This window comes from Acinetobacter sp. RG5, from assembly GCF_031844265.1.
In the GTDB taxonomy this organism is placed as follows: domain Bacteria; phylum Pseudomonadota; class Gammaproteobacteria; order Pseudomonadales; family Moraxellaceae; genus Acinetobacter.
Genome location: NZ_JAUZUV010000003.1, coordinates 190,129 through 216,245, shown reverse-complemented (window position 1 = coordinate 216,245; position 26,117 = coordinate 190,129). Strand labels below are relative to the sequence as shown.

Genomic DNA, 26,117 nt, shown 5'->3' with positions numbered 1-26,117 from the left:
ATATTGATCTTAAGCCGCACTATGCCATGCAGTGTCTATAGAATCGAGTAATATTTTATAAACGCATGGTTGAAGCATGGCATCAAATGGCCTTTTTCATCCGGCTTAAAAACAAAAAGCCGAATCAGGGATTCGACTTTTTGAGCAGGAAGAAAAATTACTGTGTTTCGATTTCACGTAAGCGGATCAGACCTTCCTGAGAGGTACTGCAGACCAGCTCGCCGTTCTGCCACATCCGGCCAAAATTCAGGCCGCGCGAACTGGCGCTCTGGGTGGCATCCATATCGTAAAGCATCCATTCATCCGCACGGAATGGTTTATGGAAGTACATGGCATGGTCAATACTGGCACATTGTAAGCTTGGCGAAATATAACTCAGACCATGTGGACGAAGCGCCGTGGTCATCAAGGTAAAGTCAGAATAGAAAGCAGCAATGGCCTGATGCAAGGAGATCTGATCGACTTCTGCAGCAATACGGTCATGCGTACGGATATAGTGCGCATAAGACGGTGCTTCAGGTTGAGGCTGGAATGGATTTTGCGGATTGACCGGACGAATTTCCACATGACGATCACGAGTGAAAGATGCACGGACATTTTCCGGAATAAACTCAATAATCTGTTTGATCAGTTCCGCTTCATTTTTCAGGCTTTCTGCCGGTGGATATTCAGGCTCTGAAATCTGGTAATTTAGCCCTTCTTCCTGATGCGCGAAAGACACCATACACATGAAAATGGTACGGCCATGCTGAATAGCGCGCACCTGACGGCTGACAAAGCTCTTGCCGTCACGGATACGATCCACTTCATAAATAATCGGTGCATTGACATCCCCGCCAAACAGAAAATAGGCATGTAATGAATGTGCTGGACGGTCTGTGGTATAAGATGCGGCGCGTAGTGCCTGCCCTAAAACCTGCCCACCGAACACGCGCTTGCCCACCAGATTCCGGCTGATTCCCCGGAAAATGTTTTCTTCTAACTTTTCTAAGCTGAGCAGCTCGACCAGTTCCTGTGTTAAGGCATTCATAAGCAACCTATCTAATATTGGAGATATCCCAAAATGGAAAAAAGGATCTAAATAATTGATCTGGAATATTCTGCCACAAAATCAGACCGAAACTCTAAAGTTTGCATGACTGTTCTGTCATACTGATGTCATAAGTGACTAGGAAAAGCACCTGCTTTCACGCTAAAATTGAAGCACTTCTGTTGAAGTTGTTAAAAAAAGATATATTGTTTCGCTTTAGAAACCCGCAAAATAAATTCCCTCAGAAGTCCTGTGGTTTTGGTCAGTAAAATTAGGAGCAGCTATGTCCAAGAATGGCTTTGGTCAAATGTATCGCAAGCTTTCAAGTAAGTTACTTGATCTTGTGGTTACCCCTCATGTTCTTGGGGAAGTACCAAGTGAAGTGACAGCACCTGAATCTGATCAGACTACAGCAGAATCGCAAAAGCTGGTCTGCTACGTTTTACAGAACCATTCACGTAGTAATGCGCTCGTGGTCGATGCAGAAACACGCCGCTTAAAATTACCGGCTGCACTTGATCCAATGCAACTCGGAAACAACAAGGAAAAAGCATCGGTACTGTTTTTACAGCATCATGATGAAAATAATTTGCTGAGCTCACCACCCCATGCTTTCCCGCCGCGCCTGTTACGCCTGATTGAAATTCTGGAACAGCATCCTGAGCTGGATGTCGAACTGGTACCGGTAACAGTACTTTGGGGACGCGAACCCGAGAAAGAAGATTCTTGGTTTAAGCTTTTATTTACCGATACCTGGTCTACGCCAAGCCGGGTCAAGCAACTGGTCAATATCGGCCTGCATGGTCGCCAGTCTTATTTAGAGTTCCATGAACCACAGTCTTTACGCACCTTGATTAACTTTGCCAAAGAGACGCATCCAAATTCAGCGCCGGCCACCTATATTGTCAGCACTTTAAATGATTACCTGGATGGTCAGCGTGAAGTCATTCTCGGGCCGGATTTGTCTGACCGCCGTAATGTGATGCATGGCCTAATCAAGTCACCAGATGTACAGGCGGCGATTCGCAATGACAGTATTCGCAGCAAAATCTCGATGCTGGAATCTGAACGTCGTGCCATTGGCTATCTGAACGAAATCGTTTCCGATTATTCTCATTCTACCGTACGTTTTGCCGACAAGGCCCTGACCCGCTTATGGACCCAGCTTTATGACGGCGTAGAAGTCCATAATTTCAGTACCGTGCGTGAATTGGCCAAAGATTATGAAATTGTCTATACCCCATGTCACCGCAGTCACATTGACTATTTATTATTGTCTTATGTGATCTATCGCCGTGGCTTGATGGTGCCGTATATTGCTGCGGGCGATAACCTCAATATGCCTTTTGTCGGTCAGATTTTACGTGGTGGTGGCGCTTTCTTTATTCGCCGTACTTTCCGCGGCAATGCCCTGTATACCACGGTGTTCAAAGAATATCTGTATAGCGTCCTGTCACGTAATACCCCGCTGGAATACTTTATTGAAGGCGGCCGTTCACGCACCGGTCGTTTGCTTCCGCCAAAAACCGGGATGCTGGCGATGACCGTACATGGTCATTTACGTGGCAAATCTAAACCGATTGTGTTTTTGCCAACCTATATTGGCTATGAACGCCTGATGGAAGGTGGCACTTATGTCGGTGAAATGAGTGGCAAGCCAAAAGAAGCTGAGTCTATTTTTGGTATTTTGAAAACCCTGCGCAAGATTGAACGCATTTTTGGCAAGGTGCACCTGAACTTCGGTAACCCAGTGTTTCTGGATGATATTCTGAAACAGCATGGCGCAGAACATATCAAGATCGAAAAGAATGATGATCCGATTCCACAAGCCGTTTCTGATGCAGTGAATAGCTCGGCACAGGCCATTCTGGAAAATATCAACAGTGCGGTCGTGATCAATCCAGTATCGTTATTGTCTTTAATCTTGCTGGCTACGCCGAAACATACGCTGGATGAAGAGATCTGTATCAAGCAGCTAGATACCTATCGCACCTTGCTAGCTGCCTTGCCTTATGATGAGCGCATGCAGGTGACGCCACTTTCTGGCAAGGAAATTATTGCCTATGCGATGAAGCTGAAACTGATCAAGCGGGTCAAGCATGTACTGGGAGATATTATTGCGATTGAAGATAATCAGGCAGTTCTGCTGACGTATTTCCGTAATAATATTGTGCACACTTTTGTGCTGCCATCTTTGATTGCAGCCCTAGTTGAACATAACGGTACCATTCGTCGTCATGATGTCGTGAATATCAGCAGTACCCTGTACCCATTCCTCAAAGCTGAACTGTTTTTAAAATGGCATGAAGATGAGATTCAGGATCAGGTGAATGCGCATATTGACAGCTTAATTGCCTCAAAACTGATTACACAAGATGGTGAAAACCTGATTGCACCTGCACCAAATACAGAAGCACATCATCAGCTTGAAGTTCTAGCTGCACCAGTAACCCAAAGTCTGGAACGTTACTACATGACTTTGGCACTGATTACCCAGCGTGGTTCTGGCAATATTTCGACCCGTCAGGTCGAAGAGCTGAGTTATCTGGTGGGACAGCGCCTGTCTGTGCTATATGAGTTCAACTCACCTGAGTTCTTCGACAAAGCCCTATTCCAGAGCTTTATTAAAGTCTTAACCCAAAAAGGTTATCTGTGTACCAATGAAGACAATGCGATTGTCTTTGATGAGCAGCTAACCAATGTGGCTCAATATGCAGATTTGGTACTGGATGAAGTGAAGCTACAAATGCTGCACCACATCACCGACTTTACGGATGAAGAACTGAAAGAAGCTTTGGATGCAGTTGCGGCTGAACAAGCCAAGAAACGCGCGAAGCGGAAGAAGAAGTAAGATTAAATTAAATAAAAAAGAGAGGCTAAGGCCTCTCTTTTTTATTTAAGAGTTTATAAGAAGTAAAAACTGGGAAGCTAATACCGTTATTTAAATAGGAGCATTCCCTTTCCTGAGCAATTTTTAAAACATGGTTTTTAAAAACAAAGCGTAAGTGAGGTTAGGAGGGATTATTTTTCCTCATCAACTCCAAATAATCCTGATAACAGTCTGGATGCTCTAACTCAAATCCCATTTTCTGCATTCGAGTCGCGTAAAGTTTCTTACCTGTCACCTGCTCGCTTTCTACTTGCAGCAAAGGAAGTCCCATCTGTTGCTGAAACCATTGCATTATTTCATGCAATAATTTTGGATCGTTGTTTGTCGCAATATAAGAGTTTTCAGGATGTTCCACGTGAATCATCTGTGATAAGAAACGTGATAAATCTTCGATATGAATCCGGTTCGACCAGTGCAAATTTGGATAGCACGTCATAGAAGCAGCCATTTTTTGCAGACGCGCAACTGAAGTACCGTAAATGCCGCTCGGACGAATGATGGTAGATTGCTCAGGATAAGCAGCGAAATAAGCCTGCTCCATCTGCTGCAAGATTTTGCCCTGAGCATCAATTGGGTGAATTTCAGTTTCGTCGTCTACGATTTCACCGGAATTTTGCCCATACACTCGTGTCGATGACACCACCACAATCCGCTTCACCGGATGCTGTTTCAAGGCAGCCACAATAGGTTGAACCGAATCCAGATAAGTCTGCTGATAGCCTTCAACCGTACTTTGTTTTGGACTAAGTAATACATAGACCCAGTCAATCGGAGGAACTGCTGTTAAATCCAGTTGATGCACATCCTGAATCAGATGAGTTGCGAATGAATCTGTTTTGGGACTCTGGCTAATTGTGCTAATTTGATGACCTTGCTCAAATAGTTGTTTAGCCACACGTCGGGATGTTTTACCATAACCGATAAATAAAATATGCATTGAGCACCGAATCACAAATCTGGTTGAGGGGACATGGCTGCAGTCCATCAGTTACAAGGCGTTGGCAATGCCGCCGCTGCATTACTCGAAAAACTAAATATCTTCAATACTGATGATTTGCTTTTTCATCTACCACGTGACTATGAAGACCGTAGCACGATCATTCCTATGAATCAATTGAGCGTGGGACGCAGCTATCTGCTGGAAGGCATCGTTAAAGGTGTGGATTTCCCCCCTGGCAAACGCAAATCCATGGCTGTGCTGCTAGATGATGATTTTGGCAAAATCACTTTACGTTTTTATCATATTTATAAAGGCATTACTGACCGCTGCAAACTGGGTAACCGTTTAAGAATTTTTGGTGAAGTGCGGGTTGGTGCGCGCGGTCTGGAAATGTATCATCCCGAACTGCAAGTCATTACTGAGGACACACCTTTACCTCAAACCAAGCTCACGGCAATTTATCCGGCGACTGAAGGCCTGACCCAGCCAAAAATACGGGATTATATTCAGCAGGCCTTGGATCAATACAGCGATCATCTGCCTGAATTGCTGCCAGCAAAATTTAGCAATGGTTATGCGCTGAAACAGGCACTGGAATATATCCATCATCCACCAGTCAATGCCAATATGCTGCAGCTGGCACAAGGCTCACATCCTGCACAGCAGCGCCTGATCTTTGAAGAACTGGTAGCGCATCAGATCAGTTTATTGACACGTCGGGCCTTCATTCAGCAGGTCGAAGCGCCTTCATTTGCGCCAAGTCAGACCTATGCCAAACAGCTTTTAGCCAGTCTGGCTTTTGAAATGACCGGTGCGCAAAAACGTGTATCCAGAGAAATTGCACAGGATTTAAGAACCAATAAACCGATGTTGCGTCTGGTTCAGGGCGATGTCGGCGCGGGTAAAACACTGGTGGCCGGTGTCGCGGCCTGCCATGCACTGGAAGAAGGCTGGCAAGTGGCGTTAATGGCACCGACCGAGATTCTGGCCGAGCAGCATTATCTGAACTTTAAACGCTGGTTTGAGCCTTTGGGCTTAAATGTAGCCTGGCTTTCCGGCAAGCAGAAAGGTAAAGCTCGCGCAGCAGCAGAACAGCTGATTCGGGACGGAAGTGCCCATCTGGTCATCGGCACCCATGCGCTGTTTCAGGAAAATGTCGAGTTTGCCAAACTGGGTCTGGTGATTATTGATGAGCAGCATCGCTTTGGTGTGGATCAGCGCCTTGCTCTCAGAAATAAAGGGCTAGATGGTATGTCACCGCATCAACTGGTGATGACTGCGACTCCGATTCCACGCACACTGGCCATGTCGGCCTATGGTGATCTGGATACCTCAGTAATTGATGAGCTGCCACCGGGCCGCACCCCGATTCAGACCGTGACCATTCCATTAGACCGGCGCGAAGAAGTCTTGCAACGGATTGCCAGCAACTGTGCCGAAGGCAAGCAGGCCTATTGGGTCTGCACCTTGGTCGAACAGTCCGAAACCCTAGATGCTCAGGCCGCAGAAGCGACTTTTACCGAAATTCGCGAGCGCTTTCCTGCGCTGAATATCGGACTGGTACATGGCAAGATGAAAGCCGATGAAAAACAGGCGGTAATGCAGCAGTTTAAAAATAATGAATTACAGCTCCTGATTGCCACCACCGTGATCGAAGTCGGCGTCGATGTACCCAATGCCTCCATTATGGTGATTGAAAATGCCGAGCGTCTAGGTCTATCTCAATTGCATCAGCTACGTGGCCGGGTCGGTCGTGGCGCCAAAGCCAGTTTCTGTGCGCTACTGTATAAACATCCGCTCTCGCAAAATGGTCAGGAACGCTTAAGAATCATGCGCGAAACCAATGATGGTTTCATGATTGCCGAGAAAGACCTGGAATTGCGTGGCCCGGGTGAGCTGCTCGGGACCAAACAGACTGGCGACATGAATTTCCGTGTGGCCAAACTGGAACGTGATGATCACCTGCTCAATCAGGCACATTATGTGGCCCAGCAGATGCTCAAGGATTATCCCGATCAGGCCGAGGCATTATTGCAACGCTGGCTACCGGAAGCACCGCGCTATGCCTATGTTTAAATTACTGGAACATGGAAAATCCTGGCTGACCCGCTTACAGCCCTGCCAGCTGTGTCTGACCGATCATCAAACCATTCATTCAGTTTGTAAAGATTGCTGGCGACAATTACCCTGGGCACATCAAACCATTCAACGGCAGGAAATGCAGTTCCAGATTGCCTGCGACTATGCCTACCCGATGGATCGTTTGATTCAACTGTTTAAATATGAACAGAAACTGCATTTGCAAAATTTACTGGCAGGTGTGCTGTTAAGTTTAGACCTGCCTAAAGTCAGTGCGATAGTACCGATGCCGATCTCGAATGAGCGTCTGGCTGAGCGCGGTTATAATCAATCTCTGGTACTGGCCAAACATGTGGCAAAACAGTTGAATGTACCCATCTGGCAACCTGTTCGACGAATGAAACAACACTCGCAAAAGGGCCTAAGCCGGCTGGAGCGGATTGAAGACATCCAGTCACAATTCCAGATCAGTACCATTTCCAAGCTGCGTTACCGTCGGGTGCTGATTATTGATGATGTGGTGACGACCGGCAGCTCGATTCGAGCACTGAGCCAAACACTTGAACAACTGGGCTGTCAAAAAGTTTATGCAGCCTGTCTGGCAGGTGCTCAAATCTGAAAATTTAAGCTTGGGCGAGTAACTGCGACTTCACCCAAGGAATCACAATTTCAGTGGTCAAGGGTGCGAGTCGTAGCTCTTTTTCATCCAGATCGACCCATTTCATTTCGGCAATTTCCGCTTCAATTTTTGGTGCTTGATCCAGACTTACCCAATAGACATAACTCACCAGTTGATGATCAGGTTCATTCGCTGTCTGGGTTTCAAAACGCCCGATGAATTGCTGAATCTGTGCCTGTGTGCCAATTTCTTCCTGAATTTCACGCAACATCGTTACTTCTGGTGCTTCATTGGGTTCCAGCTTGCCACCAACCTGCATAAAGCAGGATGTTCCTTTCTTGCGAACCACCAGCAGTTGCTGCGCTTCATTTAAAATAATGGCTGCGGCCACGGTAATCACTTTCATTTTCTATAAATCATGCTGTGGACAGCTTATTTTACTAAATCAGTCTGATCAACCATACCCCATTTCGCTTCAGGCGGCTGATAACTTTCAAATTGACGTAAAATATCCTCCAGATCATCACTCACAATTAAAGCATCCGTAAAGCGTGCTTTGGTAAAACCTTTCTCGGTGGTCATCTGAATAAATTTGAGTAAATCATCATAGAAACCATCGACATTTAAAAAAGCACACGGCTTTTGATGAATGCCCAACTGTGCCCAAGTCCATTGTTCAAAAATTTCTTCCAGTGTTCCTGCACCACCCGGAATGGCAATAAATCCCTGTGCCAGTTCCGACATGCGGGTTTTACGCTCGTGCATATTATCGACCACAAATAGCTCGGTAATATGCGGATGCGCCAGTTCACGATTGACCAGCTGTCTTGGAATTACGCCAATCACCTTGCCACCAGCAGCCAAAGCACTATCAGCAACAATACCCATCAAACCGGAACGACCACCGCCATAGACCAGCGTCTGATGCCTTGCTGCCAAGGTCTGGCCAACCTTTTCGGCGATCTCGGCATAGAGAGGATCCGAGCCCAGTGCTGAACCACAAAAAATTGCGATAGAATTCATTATTTCACTCTCCAATTGACGCTATATTGTACGAAATCGCTGCAAGCGCGTTTTTTCCAAAAATAACTGCTTAATATCAGTGTTTTTATTCAATTCCTTGTCTAAAATACACCCATTCCAATTCACATACTGCGCCAGGGAGAAAAGACAGCATGCTTGAAGCCTTTTACGCCACAGAGCGCGGTAGCTTAGAAGATATCACGATTAATGGTGATTTCGACCTGCATCCAGATTTAGTATGGCTTGATCTGATTGCACCTTCACAAGAAGAGCAGCAATGGATTCTAGATGCCTATGCGCAAAACTTACCGACCTTAAAATCGCTGGAAGATATCTCCTCTAGTGCCCGATTTTACCGTGATGATGACGGTATTTTGCATATCAGCACCTATTTTTTAACCAAAAATAAAAACTATCAGGTCGAGAATGAAAACGAAGATGAATCCAGCATGCTGGCGACGGTACAAACCGTAGCATTCATTCTGCATAAGGACCGTCTTTTTACCTTGCGTGGCGAAAAGCTGGTGGCCTTTCGTGCCTTCCGTGCCCGTGCGCGCCGCAATGATTATGAAATCGATTATAAAGATCCGACTTGGATTTTATTGGGTCTGCTCGAAGCCAAACTAGATGAACTGGCCGACATTCTAGAAGATGTACATAAAGATTTAGAGAAATATTCAACTGAAGTGTTGAATAACCGCCATCGTGAGCAGATTCTCGATCTGGATGACATGATTACCCGGCTAGCTCAACTGGAAGATATGCTCGGTAAAGCGCAGCTCTGTCTGATCGATTTACGTCGTGTTCTAACTTTCCTGTCTCGTCCACGCGCCTTGGGCAGTCATATTTATGATGCGGATATCCGAGAATTGAGTGAAGATGTACGCTCGCTGGTTGAACATGATGCCTTCCTGTTTCAGAAAGTGCGCTTTCTGCTCGATACCACGTCCGGATTTATTAACACCGAACAGAACGATACGATTCGTCGATTCTCAATCCTGCCAAGTATGCTCGCGCCACCGATGCTGATTGCCAGTATTTATGGGATGAATACCGAAGTTCTGCCTTTTGCACAAGGCTCCATGAGCTTCATTATGGTCAGTATTATTTTGATCGGCTTTTTGATTGGGCCATTGATTTACTTTAGATGGAAGAAGTGGATTTAATTTATTAACCCTCTCTCTAACTCTCTCCCATAGGGAGAGAGGACTTCCAATATTTATTGAGATAGTAGTTTTTAAAAATATCATTTCTCTCCATAAATTTAGAGAGGAAGTTCCCTCTCCTTTTAGAAGAGGGTTAGGGTGAGGTCATATTTTAATCCTTCCTAACCTCCTTTTGATAAAGGAAGGAATTTACTTTTAAAATGTATCAACAATAAAAAAGCACCTGTCGGTGCTTTTTTATTTACTGAGTGATCTGTAAATCATCCTGTAAATGACAGGCCTGAATGATATTCATCATTTTAGCAGGGACAGCTTTAAACTGTAGTCCTTGCGCTTGAGGCGTCTGGCGCAACCAGCGCACCAATACTGCCAAAGCCAAAGTACTGCCACTTTCAAGCCCAGCCAAGTTGACCACAAGCGGAAACTTGGTCTGCGACTGAACCACACGCAGACCATTTAGGTAATAGTCCTGCGCATTGCCATAATCAATTTTGCCTGAAACCTGCAATTCCTGATCCTTGAATACAATCACGGCTCACCTATCTGATTATTTCTTGTTTTTGTCAATTGCAGCTTCTGCATCCGGTTTGAAGTTAGCAATGGCTTTATCTATGTTACCGCCATTACGTTTGACTGTCGCAGCAAACTGGTTACGGAATTGCAAACCTAGATCGATACCCGATACGTTGATGTTGCGGATTTTCCATTGTGAACCTTTGTCCACCAGCTGAAACGCTACCGGAATTTTCTCGCCTTTATTATTAAAGTCGATGGTTACAACAGGGTTTTTGCTATTGCTGGCCTTGTATGGACGCACGCTATAGGTTTGATTGCTGAACTTGGAAAATGCAGAACCATAATTTTCAATAAGCGTTTCACGGAAATTCTTTTCAAACTGCGCGCGCTGTGCAGCCGTACTATACTGGTTCGTCGCATAAGTCCCCATCACAATACGCGTGAAAGACTGTGAATCAATGTATGGATCCAAATTCTGGCGGACAATCGCTTTTACCAGCGCTGGATTGTTCTGCAATTTGGCATTATCAGCTTTGAGGCGCTCAATCAAACCATCTGCCACTTTTTTAATAAAAGCAGGTGGTGCTTCAGACGGTGCAGCAAACACTGTACCAGCAACCATTGTTGAAAGAATGCTTGCTGCAAGCGTTTGTTTTACTAAAGTCTTCACTGAAATCTCCTCAATCTATTATTCAACAAATGCAGGTTCTGCATCAGTCGATTCTGAAACTGTCGCCTGTTCTGGGGCAGTTTCTTGACTATCTGACGATTTACCGGCACCGCCAGTAATGAACTTCGTCACTAAATCTTCAATTTCCATGGTGCCTTGGGTATTGGCAATCTGATCACCACGTTTCAAATAGTTCAGACCACCACCTGGAATAATTTTCAGGTATTTTTCACCCAATAACCCATTGGTCGCTACCATAATATAAGCATCCTCATCAATATTGGTGATGGATTTCATGTTAGCTAAGAGTTGTTTTTCCATGTCTTTTTGTTGCGCAGGTGCAGCCGCAGTATAGTCCGAACTATAACGTAACTCTTCCAGTGCTTCCTGCTGAACTTGTTTTAATTGTTCAGTATTAAAAGAGGTCAATGAGCCATCCAGGGTCATATGCACGGTTGCCAGACGCGTTACAGGATCTAAGGTAATGTCATCCACCTGTCCTACTTTCACGCCACTTAAAGCGACTTTGGCACGTGGCTTGATGCCATTTACATTTTCAAACGTTGCCGTCATTTTATAGCTGTCGGAAATATTGTGTCCGACCAGACCACTGACACGCATTGCTAGGAAAAATAAGGCAATACCAAACAAAATAACAAAAACACCAACGGCCAGCTCACTAGTACGTGATTTCATTAAACACCTCCGAACATGACCGCAGTCAACACAAAGTCAAAGCCTAAAACGCACAGCGAAGAATACACGACTGTACGCGTTGTAGAAGTTGCAATACCTTCCGATGTCGGGACACAGGCATAGCCTTGATACACCGCAATCCAGGTACAAATTAATGCGAATACAAAACTTTTAATAATGGTGCCATTTAAGACATCTTTATAGAATTGCACGCTGCTTTCCATGCCGCTCCAATAAGCGCCTTCATCGGCACCCAGAAAATCCACCCCGACCATTTTGCCGCCCATAATGCCAACTGCAGCAAAGATGACGGAAAGCATTGGCAAGCTAAAAATCCCCGCCCAGAGACGTGGCGAAATCACCCGTTTTAAGGGATCCACCCCGATCATTTCCATACTGGACAATTGTTCAGTGGCTTTCATCAGACCAATTTCTGCGGTCAAAGCCGAACCGGCACGTCCTGCAAACAGCAAAGCCGCGACCACAGGTGCTAATTCACGCAGCAAGGTCAACGCCACCGCTGTACCAAGCATGGATTCACTGCCAAAGGTCGACAGAATACTGAACATCTGCAAGCCAAGCACGGCACCAATAAACAGACCAGAAACCACAATAATCAGCAGGGACAATACCCCGACCCGATACATCTGATAAATAAACAGCTTTACGCCAAGCCAGGTCGGTATGGAAAATAAAATCTGCAACAGCATCAGGGTTGCGACCCCAATCCCCTGTACACGTTCAATAACGCGTCTACCTAATGCGGCAATTGCATTCATGAACGAACCTCATCACTTAAATAAGCTTGATGACTAAACTGATAATCCACCGGACCTTCTACCGAACCGGTCAGGAATTGCTGTACAAAAGCAGACGGATGCGCTTTCAGCTCTGCCGGAGTGCCCTCGCCCTGAATTTTGCCTTCTGCCACCACATAGATGTAGTCTGCAATCGATAAAGTTTCTGCAACATCATGCGAGACAACAATCGTGGTTAAGTCCAGTGCTTCACGTAATGAACGGATCAGACGAGTCAAAACGCCCATCACAATCGGATCTTGTCCGGCAAAGGGTTCATCGTACATGATCAGCTCAGGATCCAGCGCAATCGCACGGGCCAAAGCCACGCGTCGGTTCATACCACCGGATAGTTCAGATGGCATCATCTGTTCTGCACCACGTAAACCGACTGATTCCAGCTTCAGTGCCACGATTTCCTTAATCAGATGTTCCGGCAATTTGGTATGTGCCCGAATCGGAAATGCGACATTTTCATACACGCTCATATCGGTAAACAAAGCACCGCTCTGAAACAACATACCCATCCGTGCACGTGCTGAAAAAAGTTCGGAACGTGACATCGTGGCAATATCTTTGCCGTCCAATAAAACCTGACCGTGCTCAGGAACCAGTTGCCCACCAATCAGTCTTAATAAGGTGGTTTTACCAGTACCGGATGGTCCCATAATGGCCGTAATCTGCCCACGACGAATATTTAAACTCACGTCGTCATAAATCACGCGCTCACCCCGCTTGAAGCTTAGATTCTTGACTTCAATCAGAGATTGAGTATCTCGCGCTGTTTGATTTTTCATAGCTGAGTTTATTCCTGCATTTTTTCAGCATGCATACTATAAAGGAACGAAGTTCAAAATGTTAGCAGTTGAAAAAGATGGTTTAATATCATAAAAAAATGACAATAATGGATTGTTTCGTATTTTTTATAATAAAAATATGCACTTAAGATTTAGTCAGGTACATTGATTAATTAAAAAGACTGTATAAATAATAGATAATATTACACAAAATCAAAGTCAATGCGATATATGGCATATACACCTCTATCAATTGAGATCGAAGAGCTAAGCTTTTCATATTAATAATTATCATAACCCTGACAAAATATGATTTAGTAGACATTTTACGTTAAAAAGCAAAAAACTCAATGCATAAAAAAACCGGTATTTCTACCGGTTTTTTTATCTTCATCTAGCGACTGAATTAGTCGTTAAATTTACGACGTGGACGATCTTCACCACCGAACGAACGTTCACCACGTGGCTTGTCATCAAAGTTGCGACGTACTGGACGATCACCGAAATCACGCTTTGGACGGTCATCACCGAATGAACGCGCTGGACGATCACCGAAACCACCTTCACGACGTGGAGCAGGACGATCACCAAAATCACGTTTTGGACGATCACCATAACCGCCTTCACGAGCTGGTTTATAATCTACACGGTTACCACGGTTGTCATCATTAGAGCGAGGACGGTCACCAAAACCACCTTCACGACGTGGAGCTGGACGATCACCGAAGTCACGCTTTGGACGGTCATCAAACGAACGTTGTGGACGATCACCAAAACCGCCTTCACGACGTGGAGCTGGACGATCACCGAAGTCACGCTTTGGACGGTCATCAAACGAACGTTGTGGACGATCACCAAAACCGCCTTCACGACGTGGAGCTGGACGATCACCGAAGTCACGACGTGGACGATCTTCGCCAAATGCCGGACGTTCGCCACGAGGTTTGTCATCGAAGCTACGACGTGGACGATCATCACCGCCTTCACGACGTTTGAAGTTGCTTTCGCCTTCAAAACGACGACCGCCACCGAAACCACCACGACCGCCATCACGACGACCACCATCACGGCCACGACCGCGACCAGCGCCATCACGGCTACCACGTGCAGGAGGTGGAGATGGCTCAAGACCTTCAATTTCAGATACGTTTAGACGCGCATCAAGGAAGTCTTCTAAAGCACGGATTTTACCGCGTTCACGGTAAGTCGCCAAAGTAATGGCTTTACCAGTACGACCCGCACGACCTGTACGACCGATACGGTGTACATAGTCTTCATTCTTCATTGGAAGACCGAAGTTGATGACGTGTGAAATAGTTGGTACGTCAAGACCACGCGCTGCAACGTCAGTTGCAACCAAGATCTTCGCACGACCTTCACGGATGCTGCGTAAACGACGGTTACGAACAGTTTGTGGCATAGCACCGTGAAGCGCTACAACTGATAGACCTGCTTCAGCAAGTTCTTCAGCCAACATATCTGTGTCTTCTTGAGTTGACGCAAATACAACTGCTTGATCAACGTCTTCTTCGTTCAACCAGTGAGTAAGAAGTTTTTTCTTGTGCTCGAAACCGTCAGTCCAATGCAAAGTCTGAGTAATATCAGTATTTGTAGAGTGACCAGTTTCGATCGAAATACGCATTGGATCATTCATCATGCGTTCTGCAAGTGTAATGATACGTGGTGCAAAAGTCGCAGAGAACATAAGAGTTTGTTTGCGGTTTGCAGCCAACTCACCAATTGCTTCTAAGTCTTCAGAGAAGCCCAGGTCAAGCATACGGTCAGCTTCATCGACGATTAACGCGTCAACTTTATCCAATTTGATTTGACGACGATTCACCAAGTCAAGTAAACGACCTGGAGTTGCAACAACAACTTGCGCGCCTTTCAACTGTTGAATTTGTTTACCAAAAGGCATACCGCCCATGATTGCTGCAATACGAACACCTTTCATGTGACGTACAAATGCGATTGCGTCTTGACATACCTGTTGTGCCAATTCACGAGTCGGTGAAATCACCAAAATATTCGGTTGAGTAACCGCTTTCATACGGTCTTTAAACGGTACTAATGTATCTTGGTTTGCCAACGCATTTAACGTAGGCAGTAAGAATGCAGCAGTTTTACCAGAACCTGTTTGGCTTGACACAAGAAGGTCTTTGCCTTCAAGCGCAGCTGGAATCGCTTGTTCTTGTACAGGAGTAGGAGTAGTAAAGCCTAAAGCGTCGAGAGCCTGTGTTAGAGATTCGTCGAGGGAAAAATCAGCAAAAGTTTTGCTCATAGAGAGTATTCACCCTGAAGTGGGTGCTCCATTTAATAAATAACAATTATGGACATCGGCAAAAAGCGGCACAGCAAATAATGCTGAAAATATTAGGATTCAGCAGCGATCCGAGTAACGACGATGTGGATATAACGCACGCATGATTACGGCCGCAAACCTGAAGGAATCGCTTAAGCGATTGGGGCGCGAAGGATATGTCCTCTCTATGGACAGCACGCGCATACAATGATTAGAAGATAGTGTTCAGGTAAAGAACAGAAATTAAGTGCGTGGCGGAATTATAGCAGAATATTCCACAATGTCATTAAGTTTTAAAACTAATTTCCCTTATTCTTAATTTATCTATATATTTCTGATACTTAAAATATAATAAAAAATGTAACAGGCGGTATAAAAAGTCACTTTTCGCCAATTCACCTGATATTTCCAGTATTCAAGCATAGACAAACAATCTTGCATCAGTCTCTCGCGACTTAAATTTCCATGCATAAAAAAGGCATCCCGAAGGACGCCTTTTCTCAATATTAGATCTGATTCATCTAAACCCGATTATTTTGCTGCTTCGCCCCAAGCAGGAACAACTGCTTGCATTAAAGGCTTAAGCATTTTCATTGAACAAGCCAAAACTTGACCATTTTCCATAGAGTCGCTACCACCACGTGCATCAACTACAGTACCGCCTGCTTCTTTCACGATCAATTCGCCAGCTGCGATATCCCAAGGCTTTAAACCAAGTTCGAAATAACCATCGAAACGACCTGCAGCAACATAGGCTAAATCCAATGCTGCAGAACCTGAACGACGATATTGCGCGCCAGCTTCAGTTACGTTTAACAGGGTTTGAAAATGGTTCTTGGCATAAGACACAACTTCGCCATTACGCTTGGCACGATAAGCGTGACCAACAGCCATAAAGGTATTTTCCAGGCTGTCTTTAACATTCACACGAATACGGCGCTGGTTCATCATGGCACCACGACCACGACTGGCAGAGAATAGCTCATCTTTCACCGGGTCATAAATCACCCCGTGTTGAGTAATGCCTTTGTGCTGAACTGCGATAGAGATACAGAAATGCGGGAAACCGTTAATGAAGTTTAAAGTACCATCTAGCGGATCGATCACCCAACACCAATCGGCGTCATGACCTTTACCTTCCTGATAGCCAAACTCTTCACCAAGGAAACTGTGATTTTTATAGCTTTTACGTAGGGTATCGATGGTCAACTGTTCCAAATAACGATCTACACGCGTTACCGGACCATCAATTCCTTTTTCTTCGACTTGTAGATCGAGTTTATGACGATTCTGATGCGCTTTTAAAAGCTCTTGACCAACTAACTGAGCCGCACGCGCAGCCATCACCACCATAGGTTCCATTGAACACCCACTACAAATTTGAAGACACTGATAAAGAATAATGCATAAAAGCCCCGATATCTTAGCAAATATCAGGGCTTTTTTGGGAAAAATGTGTCTAAAATTTTTAAGATATTATGACAAGACGCTTTGCCCTAGGTTGGACCAAGCCTGATTGATTGATTTTTCAATACCTTGCGCATCCAGCCCCGCCTGCTGTAACATCTGTGCATGAGTCGCTTGTGCCATAAATGTATCATCCAGACCCAAATTCAGTATCGGTTTGACAATCTGCGCTTCTGCCAGATATTCATTCACGGCACTACCCGCACCGCCCATCACTGCATGTTCTTCCACCGTGACAAACAGACTGGTGCTTAAAGCGAGATCATCGAGCATTTGAGTATCCAGTGGTTTGACAAAACGCATGTTAACCACACGCACGCCAATCTCATGTTTCACGGCAAATGCTTCAGCAGCGTCGACTGCAGCCTGTACCCGGCTACCAAATGCCAGTACAGAAATATATTCATCATACTGCCCATTAAAGCTGGCCACAATTTCCGCCTGACCGATCGGAATCTCGATCATCTTTTGCTGGATATCGACGCCCAGTCCATTGCCACGCGGATAACGTACCGCTGCCGGCCCTGGATACAAATACGCTGTATGCAGCATTTGACGGCATTCATTTTCGTCTTTCGGCGCCATGATCACGATATTCGGGATAGTACGCATATAGGCATAGTCATAAGCACCGGCATGCGTCGGGCCATCTTCACCAACCAGACCGGCACGATCAATACCGAAAGTAACATCCAGATTCTGCAAAGCCACGTCATGTACCAGTTGATCATAACCGCGTTGCAGGAAAGTCGAGTAAATTGCAACCACCGGCTTCAAGCCTTCACAAGCCATACCGGCAGCCAAGGTAACCGCATGCTGTTCGGCAATCGCGACATCAAAGAAACGTTCCGGATATTCTTTGGCAAATTTGACCATGCCTGAGCCTTCGCACATCGCAGGTGTGATTGCGAGCAAACGGGCATCTTGTGCCGCTTCATCGCAAAGCCATTGTCCAAATACATCCGAATATTTCGGTGCAGTATTGCTGGCGGCAACGGCGTTGATTTTGCTAATCGCGTGATATTTGATTTGATCGGATTCTGCCGGAGCAAAGCCTTTGCCTTTTTTAGTATAGACATGAATCAGGCGTGGGCCTTTACGCTTTTTCAGCGCATTAAAGACATGCACCAGCTGTTTGACATCATGACCATCGTACGGGCCAAAATAGTCAAAGCCGATGGCTTGGAATAAGTTATCTGCAGCATCGGTTGCTGCACTGTGCAAACGCGAGTTATACAACCATTCTGGATGTGGCTGTACATATGCCTCACCCTGCTCGGTAACATTAACGAACTCACCGCGCTCCCAAATGGCAGCCAGATGTTTGGCAAAACCACCGGTACTGCAAGAAATCGACATATCATTGTCGTTCAGCACCACCATCAGATCAGCACTGTGTGCCACGGCATCATTCAAAGCTTCAAAAGCCATACCTGCCGTCATGGCGCCATCGCCAATAATCGATACCACTTCACACGGCTTGTTCTGATAACGACGTGCCAGCGCCATACCTAGGCCAGCAGAAATCGCCGTCGAAGAATGCCCTACCCCAAAGGTATCAAATTCAGATTCTTCACGAGCCGGAAACGCAGCCAGACCATCTTTGGCACGAATCGTGGTGAGCTGTTCACGACGACCAGTCAACACTTTATGCGGATAGGCCTGATGACCTACATCCCAGATCAGGCGGTCATGCGGTGTATTAAAGCAATAATGTAAAGCCACGGTGAGTTCAATCACACCGAGATTGGCACCAAAATGTCCGCCACTTTGCCCGGCAGCATACAAAATGAATTGACGTAACTCATCCGCCACTTGTTCTAGCTGGCTTTGCTCGAGTGCACGCAGTTGCTCAGGATGATTGATCGCATCAAGCAACGGTGTTACAGGGCGTTGAGTTGGGATTTCTGTATACAGCATATTATGGCAAAGCCTTCTAAAGCCTGGCAAATCTAAAGCTAGGTCAATGGGGAGTACCCGATCATATAGCTGAATTGTAGCAGCTTCAATTCAGCTACGCTTCTAGCGATGCAATATTAAACAATGATCTCGTCGGGGTGAAAAAATTGCAGCCTACGATTATCCTGAATAATCTTACTATTTATCAACTATTATCGTTCGCTTTCTACAAAAAAGAAAATCTATTGCAGAATTTCGACTTTGCAATTCTACCAATGTTCAATCATTACGCTATACTTTAGCCAATTTCAGGATTTAACGGGTTCAGCTGTGCCAATCGAATTTGTCGCAACGTCAAGATTACCTACCGCTCACGGTGAATTTAAAATTACTGTATTTCAAGACCCTGAGACTGGCGAAGAACATGTCGCACTTTCCAAAGGGCTTGAAGAAATATCAGATGAGCCTGTAGTGGTGCGTGTGCATTCTGAATGTTTAACCGGTGATGCCTTTGCTTCGCTCAAATGCGACTGTGGCCCGCAATTGCAAGCGACTTTAAAACTGATCAATGAATTGGGCCGCGGAGTCATTCTGTATTTGCGTCAGGAAGGTCGTGGCATTGGCCTGACCAATAAAATTCGCGCTTATGCTCTGCAAGATCAGGGACATGACACCGTAGATGCCAATTTAATGCTGAACCTGCCCGCAGATGCACGCCAGTATGATATGTGTAGCATCATGCTGGATCATTTACAGGTGAAAGCAGTACGCCTGGTGACCAATAACCCTTCTAAAATTGAGGCTTTAAAAGCCCAGGGAATTAACGTGATCGATCGTGTGCCTTTGACTGTGGGTTTAAACCCTTTTAATGAACAATATCTCAAGACCAAGCACGAACGCATGGCACATCTTTATAAAAAGGATGATTTTTAATATTTTTAAAACCCTGTCCTACCTTATTTTAACTTAATCCCTCCAAACCTCCCTTTCTTGCGCTTCGACTTAAAGCAATGCTTAAGTCTTGCTCGGGGAGGTTTTCCCTATCTTTCTTAAAAATGGGGTTAGGGGAAGATTAAATCGTCATCGAGAAAATCCGGTTCTCCGGTATGCGTCGCTTTAAACGTAAATCAAAAGCCATACAAATATTGCGTACAAATGGTTTCCCTTTCTCCAGAATCGTGACTGACGAGTCTGAAAATTGAATCAAACCATCCTGTGCCATTTCGTCAAGCTGTTCCAAAACCTCATCAATTTCAGGGAAAAGCATCTCGGAATTTTCCCATGAGGTGCTAAAGCTGCACATCAAATTTAGAATATGTTGCCGGATGATCAAATCTTCCTGATTTAAGACATGTCCTTTAAATACCGGAATTTCATTGCGCGCCAGGCATTCATAATATTCTTCAATGGTTTTCACATTCTGCGCAAAGCTGTACCAGCTATCACTGATTGAAGAAATGCCTAGCCCAATCATCACCTGGGTTTTAGAGGCTGTGTATCCCATAAAGTTGCGGTGCAATGTTCCCGCTTGAAAGGACTGGTACATCGCATCTTTCTCTAAGGCAAAATGATCCATACCGATTTCATGATAGCCATGTGCCAGAAGTTTCTTTTTACCCGCTTCATAGCATTCCCGTTTGATCGCATCTTTGGGCACATCGGCATCTTTAAAACCGCGCTGACCATTACCTTTAATCCAGGGCACATGTGCATAGCTATATAAAGCCAGACGGTCCGGCAAGAGCGAATTGGTTTGTTCAATAGTATTTAAAACATCATCCAGACTCTGAAATGGCAGACCAAAGACCAGATCATGGGAAATCGATTCATAGCCAATTTCTCGCGCCCATTCGGTCACCTGTTTAACATTTTCATAAGGCTGAATCCGGTGAATCGCCTTTTGCACGGTTTCGTTATAATCCTGCACACCATAACTGACCCGACGAAAACCCAGGTCATACAATCCCTGCAAATGTTCACGCGTAGTATTATTGGGATGACCTTCGAAACTGAATTCATACTCAGGCGCTACGTCTGCTTTGGCCAGAATGCCTTGAATTAGTTGAGCCAGATGTGCCATTGAAAAAAAGGTCGGCGTTCCTCCACCAAAATGAATCTCTTTAATGATGGGCTTTTCTTGTAATAACTCGCAATATAGATCCCATTCTTTCAGCAGTGCCTGAATATAAGGTTGTTCGACTTCATGGCGCTTGGTCACGCGCTTATGACACCCGCAGAAGGTACACAGGCTTTCGCAAAATGGCAGGTGGATATACAAGCTAATGCCTTCGCTTTGATTGGATTCATCAAAAGACTTTTTTAGCGTTTGCTTCCATTGTTCCAGCGAGAAATTCTGCTCTTCCCAATACGGAACAGTGGGATAACTGGTATAGCGTGGCCCGGGAACATTGTATTTTTGAATCAGGGAATTGACCTGTACCGACATGACACCCACCTATTACCGTCGAGAAATGCTCAAGCCAATGAGCGCTTGTGAGTTATTGTGCTGAGCTTGAAAAAAGAATTCAACCTAGCCATTTAGTCGGATTTAATGATGCATTCTGCTTATAAATAGTGGAATGTAATGTCTGGGCTGATGAATTGCATCACCAAATTAGACCTTAATCTTTGACTGATTTTATGCTTTGATGTCGTTAGTTTTTTATTTCCCTACGAGGGCTCTGATGCAGCATCCTACATCTACGGATATTCAACGCGTTCGTGAATTTCTCATCGACTTGCAGGCACGGATTTGTGCAGCATTAGAACAGCAGGAACGTGCTGGCGGCGGTACGGCCGAATTTATCATCGATGACTGGGAGCGTCCAGAAGGTGGTGGTGGCCGTTCACGTGTTTTGCAAAATGGTACGGTGATTGAAAAAGGTGGGGTAATGTTCTCCCACATCAACATTTCCAAGCTACCTGCTTCTGCGACCGAACGCCATCCCAATATTGCCGGTGCCAAAGCGCAAGCAATGGGGGTATCACTGGTCATCCATCCAAAAAACCCGAATGTACCGACTTCGCATGCCAACGTGCGTTTATTTGTGGCTGAAAAAGAAGGTCAGGATCCGATTTGGTGGTTTGGTGGCGGTTTTGACCTGACCCCGTTTTATCCGAATGATGAAGATGTACTGTCTTGGCATCAAACGGCGCATGATCTATGTGCGCCATTCGGCGAAGAGGTTTATCCTGAACATAAACAATGGTGTGATGATTATTTTTATCTGAAACATCGTGATGAACAGCGTGGCGTTGGCGGCTTGTTTTTTGACGACCTGAATCAATGGGATTTTGAAACCTGTTTCCAGTATATGCAGGCTGTAGGCAATGGATATCTAGAAGCCATTCTGCCGATTTTCCAGCGCAATCAGGATAAGCCTTATACCGAAGCACAACGCGAGTTTCAGTTGTACCGTCGTGGCCGTTATGTGGAATACAATCTGGTTTATGACCGCGGCACCCTGTTTGGCTTGCAGACTGGCGGCCGGATTGAATCGATTCTGGTCAGCCTGCCCCCGCTTACCGGATGGTCATATCGCCCTGAATGGGATGAGGGCTCACCGGAAAAACGTTTAACAGATTACTACCTGAAACCACATAACTGGTTAACAGAATTAAAATCCAACGCAATGAAATGATACAAACGGCCCTCAAATAGAGGGCTGTTTTAATAGATATATCCTCTATACTGCTGCATAGAAATACCTGATTTGATCGCGGCACCCTATCGCTACATCGATCATATTCCATTTGATGTCTAGTGAGAATAACAATGCATAATCTTCAATTAAATCTACCTGTGTTGGCCTTTTGGCTTTTTCTGGCTCTCGCCATCAGCGCGATGAGTACCGCAATTTTGAGTCACAACCTGATTCTGGATGGCGCCGCTATTCTGGTGAGTATCCTGACTGGGTTTGGGGTTGTTCTCAGTATGGCGCTGATGTTTGCGGAACATATTATGGATATTTGCAGTTCCTAAAACCCGGATCACTTAACAGCAATTTAAAATCGCGCAGGCTTTAGTCTCTGCGCTTTTTCACGTATATTGATGGCCATTTCCGCACATGGACATTGTGAAATGAGCAAACAATTTTCCGTGATTGGTAACCCGATTGAACAATCACGTTCTCCAGAATTGCATCACGCCTTTGCTGCTAAAACTGGTGTCGACCTGAGTTACACCAAGCGTCTGGCGCCACTGGATGGCTTCGTAGCCAACATTCAGGAATTCTTTAGCAATGGCGGTAGTGGCATGAATGTCACCGTACCCTTTAAAGAACAGGCTTTTGCCCACTGTCAGGTGCTGAGTGAACGGGCCAAAATTGCCAAAGCCGTGAATACGCTATGGATGGAAAATGGTGTGCTGCATGGCGACAATACCGATGGTCAGGGACTGGTTGAAGCAATTCGAGCACTAGATTGGCCACTGGAAAATACAGATATTTTAATTATTGGTGCAGGCGGTGCCACGCGTGGTGTAATCTATCCCCTAGCCCAGGCAGGTGCGAAAAAAATCGTGATCGCCAATCGTACCTTGGCACGGGCGGAACAACTGGTCGCTGATCTTCAGAATGCCGTACCGCAAGTCGAATTACAGGCGATTTCACTAGACACTTTAGCCGGTGAATTTGATTTGATGATTAATGCCACTTCTGCCAGTCTCAGCGGTGATGCCCTGGTTTTACCGGAAACGCTACAGTTTAAACGGGCCTATGAAATGGCCTATGGCAAACCTTCTTCCTTTCTGGATCAAGCCAAGGCACGCGGTGTACCGACATCTGAAGGTTTTGGCATGCTGGTCGGTCAAGCAATTGAATCTTTTTACATCTGGAATGGTATCAAACCGGATTTAAAAGAGTTTCTTTAAAACCCCTATCTCTCTAATGAGTTCAGTTCGGGTTGCAACTGCAACCCTTTACTTCCCTCCTACTACTTTTTATAAGCTGAAAAACCATGGATTGGTTTTAATGACATTTTAAAATGAGTTATTTTGCCACCTGAATCCGAGCACAATTCATACAAAAATATACTGGACAAATCACCTTTTAACTCATTAAATTCCATTGATATAACAAGTTTTTAATCTTCCTGTAATGTAAACACCTAATGATGAAATTCGATGATTTCATTCATTAGCCTTAAAAATCGATTCGCTTTTCTGACATTTTTATTCACTGAATTCATCAATGTTTTTTTATCCCGAATGTGAATAATCAAAGAATCGATACAGATAATCCAAAACTAATTTCAATCAGGATTAAACGCATGCCAGCATATAAAGCCCCTTTACACGACATTCGCTTCCTTATGAATGAAGTGCTTGACTACCCTGCGCACTACCAGAATTTGTCGAATGGTGAATATGCCGATGCCGACACGGTAGATATGATCTTAGAAGGCGCTGCAGATTTCTGTGAAAATGTACTGTCGCCGTTGAATCAAAGCGGTGATGAAGAAGGCTGTCATTTTGAAAATGGCGAAGTAAAAACACCGAAAGGCTTTAAAGAAGCTTACGACCAGTTCGTACAAGGTGGCTGGCAAGGTCTGTCTTATCCTGAAGAATTTGGTGGCCAAAACCTGCCAATGTCTTTAAACCTGATCAAATCGGAAATGATGGGGACTGCAAACTGGTCATTCCAGATGTATCCGGGTTTAAGTGTGGGTTGTATCAACACTATCATGCAATATGGTACCGATGAGCAGAAAAACACGTATCTGCCTCACTTAGTTGCAGGAACTTGGGCGGGCACCATGTGTCTGACTGAGCCGCAATGTGGTACTGACTTGGGTCAAGTTAAGACTAAAGCAGAGCCGAAAGAAGATGGCAGCTATGCCATTTCAGGCACCAAAATCTTTATTTCCGCAGGTGAGCACGACCTGACTGAAAATATCGTACATATCGTACTGGCACGCCTTCCGGATGCACCGCAAGGTACCAAAGGGATTTCTCTGTTTATCGTACCGAAATTTATTGCTGCTGCAGATGGCGGGATCGGCGAGCGTAATCCAGTGAACTGCGGTTCGATTGAACACAAAATGGGGATTCGCGCTTCAGCAACGGCTGTACTGAATTTTGACAATGCGACTGGCTACCTGATTGGCGAACCGAATAAAGGCTTGCACGCTATGTTCACCTTTATGAACACGGCGCGTATTGGTACTGCGATTCAGGGTATTTGTCATGCTGAATTGTCATTCCAGGGTGCTTTACCGTATGCCAAAGAGCGTATGTCAATGCGCGCCCTGTCTGGCAAAAAAGATCCGGAAAAAGTAGCGGATGCGATCATTCACCATGCTGATGTCCGCCGTATGCTATTGACGCAAAAAGCCATTGCTGAAGGTGGCCGTGCCATGATTTATCATGCAGCAAAAATTGCCGACAACATGAATGATGCTTTGCTGCGTGGCGATACTGCAGCATTTGAACAGCATGATGACCATCTTGGGTTCTATACTCCAATCCTGAAAGGCTTCCTGACCGAAATGGGTTATGAGGCATCAAATCACGGTATGCAAGTCTTCGGTGGACACGGCTATATCAAAGAATGGGGCATGGAACAGATCGTACGTGACTCACGTATTTCTACCTTGTATGAAGGCACAACAGGCGTTCAGGCACTGGATCTGATTGGTCGTAAAGTGCTGTTGACCTCGAAAGGCAAAGTGATTCGTGATTACACTGCTGAAATCCTGAAATTCTGCGGTCAGCATGCACGTAATAAATATATGCGCCGCTTTGCCTGGGATTTAACCAAGCTCTGTGCACAGTGGAATGCACTAACTGTGCGTATCATGCTGGCTGCACGTAAGGACCGCGACATCGTTTCTTCTGCATCAGTCGATTTCCTGATGTTCTCCGGTTATGTGATGATGGCGTACTTCTGGGCACAACAAGCCGCAGTCGCTTCAGCCAAACTGGCTTCTGGCGATGGTGCGGAAGTACCAGAGTTCTATAAAGCAAAAATCAAAACTGCTGATTTCTACTTTGAACGTATCCTGCCACGTACCCAAGGTCATGCAGAAGCGATGGTGAATCCGTCTAAAACCATGACGGCACTCGCGCCAGAACACTTTAGCTTCGATTACTAACCAGAACACTTTAGCTTCGATTACTAAGCTGTAAATTGACTTGAAAAGGGCGCTTCGGCGCTCTTTTTATTGATGTAGATGCCCTTCTTCAACTTAAAAAACCTTTCTGGATAGAAAATATACAAATTTAATTT

General features: G+C 45.2%; 22 protein-coding genes. 9 read left to right on the top strand and 13 right to left on the bottom strand.

Annotated elements, in window-relative coordinates:
* Positions 1–157: 157 nt before the first annotated feature.
* Positions 158–1,030, bottom strand: a complete 873-nt coding sequence (locus tag Q9R21_RS05105; protein WP_004645045.1) for an acyl-CoA thioesterase II — start codon at positions 1,028–1,030, stop codon at positions 158–160.
* A 283-nt stretch (positions 1,031–1,313) separates the two neighbouring features.
* Here Q9R21_RS05105 and plsB point away from each other — a divergent pair, with 283 nt between their 5' ends.
* Positions 1,314–3,881, top strand: a complete 2,568-nt coding sequence (plsB, locus tag Q9R21_RS05100) for a glycerol-3-phosphate 1-O-acyltransferase PlsB (protein WP_253144454.1) — start codon at positions 1,314–1,316, stop codon at positions 3,879–3,881.
* Positions 3,882–4,041: 160 nt separating this feature from the next.
* Here the strand turns inward: plsB and Q9R21_RS05095 are convergent, their stop codons facing one another.
* Complete coding sequence (locus tag Q9R21_RS05095; protein ID WP_180086849.1) at positions 4,042–4,857, bottom strand: NAD(P)H-binding protein; 816 nt, start codon at positions 4,855–4,857, stop codon at positions 4,042–4,044.
* 33 nt (positions 4,858–4,890) lie between these two features.
* Here Q9R21_RS05095 and recG point away from each other — a divergent pair, with 33 nt between their 5' ends.
* Both recG and Q9R21_RS05085 read left to right on the top strand, forming a co-directional pair.
* Positions 4,891–6,936 (top strand): ATP-dependent DNA helicase RecG, encoded by a 2,046-nt coding sequence (recG, locus tag Q9R21_RS05090; protein WP_311203854.1) that lies wholly within the window; start codon positions 4,891–4,893, stop codon positions 6,934–6,936.
* Positions 6,923–7,558 (top strand): phosphoribosyltransferase family protein, encoded by a 636-nt coding sequence (locus Q9R21_RS05085; protein ID WP_311203853.1) that lies wholly within the window; start codon positions 6,923–6,925, stop codon positions 7,556–7,558. The genes recG and Q9R21_RS05085 overlap by 14 nt, the downstream gene beginning before the upstream one ends.
* Before the next feature lie 4 nt (positions 7,559–7,562).
* Here Q9R21_RS05085 and Q9R21_RS05080 read toward each other — a convergent pair whose 3' ends face one another.
* Together Q9R21_RS05080 and Q9R21_RS05075 are read right to left on the bottom strand one after the other, a co-directional pair.
* Positions 7,563–7,964 (bottom strand): NUDIX domain-containing protein, encoded by a 402-nt coding sequence (locus Q9R21_RS05080; RefSeq protein WP_311203852.1) that lies wholly within the window; start codon positions 7,962–7,964, stop codon positions 7,563–7,565.
* Positions 7,965–7,990: 26 nt separating this feature from the next.
* Positions 7,991–8,581, bottom strand: a complete 591-nt coding sequence (locus Q9R21_RS05075) for a TIGR00730 family Rossman fold protein (RefSeq protein WP_311203851.1) — start codon at positions 8,579–8,581, stop codon at positions 7,991–7,993.
* A 152-nt stretch (positions 8,582–8,733) separates the two neighbouring features.
* On the opposite strand from Q9R21_RS05075, the gene Q9R21_RS05070 reads away from it, so the two are divergent.
* The gene (locus Q9R21_RS05070) at positions 8,734–9,747 is read left to right on the top strand and encodes a CorA family divalent cation transporter (RefSeq protein ID WP_004732304.1); all 1,014 of its coding nucleotides are present in this window, start codon (positions 8,734–8,736) and stop codon (positions 9,745–9,747) included.
* Between the two features lie 241 nt (positions 9,748–9,988).
* On the opposite strand, the gene Q9R21_RS05065 is transcribed toward Q9R21_RS05070, so the two are convergent.
* The 8 genes from Q9R21_RS05065 to dxs form a co-directional block, all read right to left on the bottom strand.
* Positions 9,989–10,279: an STAS domain-containing protein gene (locus Q9R21_RS05065; RefSeq protein ID WP_222112296.1), complete on the bottom strand. Its 291-nt coding sequence runs from the start codon at positions 10,277–10,279 to the stop codon at positions 9,989–9,991.
* 15 nt (positions 10,280–10,294) lie between these two features.
* Positions 10,295–10,933, bottom strand: a complete 639-nt coding sequence (locus Q9R21_RS05060) for a phospholipid-binding protein MlaC (protein WP_004281529.1) — start codon at positions 10,931–10,933, stop codon at positions 10,295–10,297.
* Between the two features lie 18 nt (positions 10,934–10,951).
* On the bottom strand, positions 10,952–11,629 hold the full coding sequence (locus Q9R21_RS05055) for an outer membrane lipid asymmetry maintenance protein MlaD (protein ID WP_311203850.1): 678 nt from the start codon (positions 11,627–11,629) through the stop codon (positions 10,952–10,954).
* On the bottom strand, positions 11,629–12,408 hold the full coding sequence (gene mlaE, locus Q9R21_RS05050) for a lipid asymmetry maintenance ABC transporter permease subunit MlaE (protein WP_216986341.1): 780 nt from the start codon (positions 12,406–12,408) through the stop codon (positions 11,629–11,631). The genes Q9R21_RS05055 and mlaE overlap by 1 nt, the downstream gene beginning before the upstream one ends.
* Positions 12,405–13,223 carry an ABC transporter ATP-binding protein gene (locus Q9R21_RS05045; protein WP_191111855.1) on the bottom strand — a complete coding sequence of 273 codons (819 nt, stop codon included), beginning with the start codon at positions 13,221–13,223 and terminating at the stop codon, positions 12,405–12,407. The genes mlaE and Q9R21_RS05045 overlap by 4 nt, the downstream gene beginning before the upstream one ends.
* Before the next feature lie 406 nt (positions 13,224–13,629).
* On the bottom strand, positions 13,630–15,504 hold the full coding sequence (locus Q9R21_RS05040; protein ID WP_004281533.1) for a DEAD/DEAH box helicase: 1,875 nt from the start codon (positions 15,502–15,504) through the stop codon (positions 13,630–13,632).
* A gap of 552 nt (positions 15,505–16,056) precedes the next feature.
* Entirely contained in the window at positions 16,057–16,887 is an 831-nt protein-coding gene (locus tag Q9R21_RS05035) for an inositol monophosphatase family protein (RefSeq protein ID WP_004281534.1), read from the bottom strand.
* A gap of 114 nt (positions 16,888–17,001) precedes the next feature.
* Positions 17,002–18,912, bottom strand: a complete 1,911-nt coding sequence (gene dxs, locus Q9R21_RS05030) for a 1-deoxy-D-xylulose-5-phosphate synthase (RefSeq protein WP_216986344.1) — start codon at positions 18,910–18,912, stop codon at positions 17,002–17,004.
* Positions 18,913–19,221: 309 nt separating this feature from the next.
* On the opposite strand from dxs, the gene ribA reads away from it, so the two are divergent.
* Positions 19,222–19,824 carry a GTP cyclohydrolase II gene (ribA, locus tag Q9R21_RS05025; RefSeq protein ID WP_004281536.1) on the top strand — a complete coding sequence of 201 codons (603 nt, stop codon included), beginning with the start codon at positions 19,222–19,224 and terminating at the stop codon, positions 19,822–19,824.
* A gap of 139 nt (positions 19,825–19,963) precedes the next feature.
* On the opposite strand, the gene hemN is transcribed toward ribA, so the two are convergent.
* Positions 19,964–21,337 (bottom strand): oxygen-independent coproporphyrinogen III oxidase, encoded by a 1,374-nt coding sequence (gene hemN, locus Q9R21_RS05020; protein WP_311203849.1) that lies wholly within the window; start codon positions 21,335–21,337, stop codon positions 19,964–19,966.
* Positions 21,338–21,575: 238 nt separating this feature from the next.
* On the opposite strand from hemN, the gene hemF reads away from it, so the two are divergent.
* The 4 genes from hemF (at position 21,576) to Q9R21_RS05000 (ending at position 25,983) form a co-directional block, all read left to right on the top strand.
* Entirely contained in the window at positions 21,576–22,532 is a 957-nt protein-coding gene (hemF, locus tag Q9R21_RS05015) for an oxygen-dependent coproporphyrinogen oxidase (protein WP_243474166.1), read from the top strand.
* A 134-nt stretch (positions 22,533–22,666) separates the two neighbouring features.
* Positions 22,667–22,873 (top strand): hypothetical protein, encoded by a 207-nt coding sequence (locus tag Q9R21_RS05010; RefSeq protein WP_004281539.1) that lies wholly within the window; start codon positions 22,667–22,669, stop codon positions 22,871–22,873.
* Between the two features lie 99 nt (positions 22,874–22,972).
* Complete coding sequence (gene aroE, locus Q9R21_RS05005; protein ID WP_005263792.1) at positions 22,973–23,761, top strand: shikimate dehydrogenase; 789 nt, start codon at positions 22,973–22,975, stop codon at positions 23,759–23,761.
* Positions 23,762–24,159: 398 nt separating this feature from the next.
* Positions 24,160–25,983: an acyl-CoA dehydrogenase C-terminal domain-containing protein gene (locus Q9R21_RS05000; RefSeq protein ID WP_004281541.1), complete on the top strand. Its 1,824-nt coding sequence runs from the start codon at positions 24,160–24,162 to the stop codon at positions 25,981–25,983.
* Positions 25,984–26,117 lie beyond the last annotated feature (134 nt).

Bases quoted from the DNA above. Each gene is read 5' to 3' on its own strand.
- Q9R21_RS05070 (WP_004732304.1), top strand. From the start codon at position 8,734: ATGCTTGAAGCCTTTTACGCCACAGAGCGCGGTAGCTTAGAAGATATC.
- mlaE (WP_216986341.1), bottom strand. From the start codon at position 12,408: ATGAATGCAATTGCCGCATTAGGTAGACGCGTTATTGAACGTGTACAG.
- Q9R21_RS05055 (WP_311203850.1), bottom strand. From the start codon at position 11,629: ATGAAATCACGTACTAGTGAGCTGGCCGTTGGTGTTTTTGTTATTTTG.
- Q9R21_RS05105 (WP_004645045.1), bottom strand. From the start codon at position 1,030: ATGAATGCCTTAACACAGGAACTGGTCGAGCTGCTCAGCTTAGAAAAG.
- Q9R21_RS05040 (WP_004281533.1), bottom strand. From the start codon at position 15,504: ATGAGCAAAACTTTTGCTGATTTTTCCCTCGACGAATCTCTAACACAG.
- hemF (WP_243474166.1), top strand. From the start codon at position 21,576: ATGCAGCATCCTACATCTACGGATATTCAACGCGTTCGTGAATTTCTC.
- recG (WP_311203854.1), top strand. From the start codon at position 4,891: ATGGCTGCAGTCCATCAGTTACAAGGCGTTGGCAATGCCGCCGCTGCA.
- plsB (WP_253144454.1), top strand. From the start codon at position 1,314: ATGTCCAAGAATGGCTTTGGTCAAATGTATCGCAAGCTTTCAAGTAAG.
- Q9R21_RS05085 (WP_311203853.1), top strand. From the start codon at position 6,923: ATGCCTATGTTTAAATTACTGGAACATGGAAAATCCTGGCTGACCCGC.
- aroE (WP_005263792.1), top strand. From the start codon at position 22,973: ATGAGCAAACAATTTTCCGTGATTGGTAACCCGATTGAACAATCACGT.
- Q9R21_RS05075 (WP_311203851.1), bottom strand. From the start codon at position 8,581: ATGAATTCTATCGCAATTTTTTGTGGTTCAGCACTGGGCTCGGATCCT.
- Q9R21_RS05010 (WP_004281539.1), top strand. From the start codon at position 22,667: ATGCATAATCTTCAATTAAATCTACCTGTGTTGGCCTTTTGGCTTTTT.
- hemN (WP_311203849.1), bottom strand. From the start codon at position 21,337: ATGTCGGTACAGGTCAATTCCCTGATTCAAAAATACAATGTTCCCGGG.
- dxs (WP_216986344.1), bottom strand. From the start codon at position 18,912: ATGCTGTATACAGAAATCCCAACTCAACGCCCTGTAACACCGTTGCTT.
- Q9R21_RS05080 (WP_311203852.1), bottom strand. From the start codon at position 7,964: ATGAAAGTGATTACCGTGGCCGCAGCCATTATTTTAAATGAAGCGCAG.
- Q9R21_RS05095 (WP_180086849.1), bottom strand. From the start codon at position 4,857: ATGCATATTTTATTTATCGGTTATGGTAAAACATCCCGACGTGTGGCT.
- Q9R21_RS05045 (WP_191111855.1), bottom strand. From the start codon at position 13,223: ATGAAAAATCAAACAGCGCGAGATACTCAATCTCTGATTGAAGTCAAG.
- Q9R21_RS05035 (WP_004281534.1), bottom strand. From the start codon at position 16,887: ATGGAACCTATGGTGGTGATGGCTGCGCGTGCGGCTCAGTTAGTTGGT.
- Q9R21_RS05000 (WP_004281541.1), top strand. From the start codon at position 24,160: ATGCCAGCATATAAAGCCCCTTTACACGACATTCGCTTCCTTATGAAT.